The organism is Candidatus Liberibacter sp., from assembly GCF_014048425.1.
Classification (GTDB): Bacteria; Pseudomonadota; Alphaproteobacteria; order Rhizobiales; family Rhizobiaceae; genus Liberibacter.
This window is the reverse complement of record NZ_JACETX010000083.1, coordinates 1-1,963: the sequence shown is the minus strand read 5'-3', so window position 1 is coordinate 1,963 and position 1,963 is coordinate 1. Positions and strand designations below refer to the sequence as shown.

Sequence of the window (1,963 nt, the reverse complement as noted above, 5' to 3'; positions counted from 1 at the left end):
CACTCTCACCAATCCATCTTTCCCCGTAGTGACTTAGGTTCTATTCACTTTCGACATATCCGCCTAAATCACCATATTTTACGTTGCACTAGAGTATATTCGTTAGGGATACAATTCTGGTTAGTGTTACGATTGACCCGTTAGGGAGATGGTATTCTATCATCTTGTCCTCTTCTAATAGTTTGAATTTCTCAGCCATTTTTTTTACATTCTAGGGCTGCTTAGAAAACCGTAAAGTACAGACTATTCGTCTGCCTATTTTTGTGATGAGAGAGCGTATACGCCATGGAAAAGCGGTTTACCTTCTGGAAGAACAAAGGCGATCTGACCTCTTTCTTCCAACCATAAAAAATTGGTTTCCACTCAATAGACACTCGTATCCAGAATGGATAAAATGGACAAACACCTTAAAGATTCAAGGGTGAGTGCTGAAAACCAAAAGATCAGAGATAAAAAACAGCAAAGAGGAATTAATGAGCTATTGGACCTTTTGCAAGAGGTGAAATCACTCTTATCTTCCTTAAAAAACATTGCGATATTTTTGATCTCTATATCCGCTATTGTGTATAAGCTATTGCACTTCAAGAATTTGGTTTAACAAATGATAGGTTCTTTTGTCTCTGGGTGGCGCGTTAAAAGCTTCTGCTTCATTTTTTTCATATGTGGCGGAAAAGTTTTTGAGTATCTACGAAAACTAAGAGAACAGGTAGGAGTTAACCAAATCAGAACATGGAATCAGAAAATTATCTGCCATCCTCTCCGTTGAAGCAGGAGCAATCTCACATGATTTAATGGCTTCACAGCTGGAAGAGCATATCACAAGCAGAAACATATACCAAAGGAGAAGATGCTGTGCATACTGCTAGGCAGACAATCATCTAAACGTATGTCTTCTTACATTGACAATCTCAAACCTACAAAAAAGGCAAAGATATCGCGAAAAATAATATAGTAAAATCAGTTTCTTAAGTTTTTTAAGAATAATTGGATATCTATACCTCAGAAGATTCCACTCAATTATTAATATAATATACCATCTCTTGTATTCATCATAGCTGTATAATATACTGTTAGATATTATGTTAATTGCAATTGATGTTTTTCCTATAGCACATTGATGGAATGAACCATTGAGGTATAAATGTCGACCCTTTATCACCATCCCATGTCATCTAATTCACGTTTTATACGACTGATCCTCAGCGAGTACGGCTTAGAAACTGACCTGGTAGAAGAGTTCCCATGGGAAAAGCGTCGTAATTTTCTGGAATTTAATCCGGCAGGAATCCTCCCTATCTATATTGATGATAGTATGCAAGCCATATGTGGTTCTATCGTTATTTCTGAGTATCTTGATGATACACATGGCATTACTGTGAGAAAACATCGTTTACTCGCCGAGAACCCATTACAACGATCCGAAATCCGAAGATTGACGGAGTGGTTCATGCAGAAAATGGAACAAGACGTTACCCGACCTCTTATCCGTGAGCGCGTTTATAAATTACAAATGACTGTTGAACAAGGTGGAGGACCTCCTGATTCAAAAGTTCTGCGCATAGCACGCAACAACATACGAGAACACATGAAATATATAACATGGTTGGTTAAATCCCGTACATGGCTTGCTGGTGATCTTATGAGTTATGCCGATTTTGCCGCTGCTGCCGCTATTTCAGTTCTTGATTATCTCGGAGAGATCGATTGGGAACATTCTCCCTTTATTAAGGAGTGGTACCAACGTATTAAGTCTCGCCCTTCTTTTCGATATTTGCTATCGGAACGTGTTCGGGGTTTAGCCCCTGTTTCCTACTATACTGAACTCGATTTTTAAGAATTGATATTCTATTATTCCGCAGACAAGCAGTAAAAAATCTTCCAAACGTTCCCTTTCAAAGCTATCGAAACGGAGTCAAGCATGGATTTAATGATATTTGGTGCTGGTTATACCGGTCGCTTTATT

1 protein-coding gene is annotated in these 1,963 nt (G+C 38.4%); it reads left to right on the top strand.

Annotation, left to right across the window (positions count from 1 at the left end):
• Positions 1 to 1,141: 1,141 nt before the first annotated feature.
• A complete protein-coding gene (locus H0G72_RS05990) occupies positions 1,142 to 1,834 on the top strand; it encodes a glutathione S-transferase family protein (RefSeq protein WP_182017860.1) in 693 nt (230 codons plus the stop codon).
• Positions 1,835 to 1,963 lie beyond the last annotated feature (129 nt).

What these genes read in the sequence shown, in the direction of transcription:
- H0G72_RS05990 (WP_182017860.1), top strand. Translation starts at nt 1,142, where the DNA reads ATGTCGACCCTTTATCACCATCCCATGTCATCTAATTCACGTTTTATA.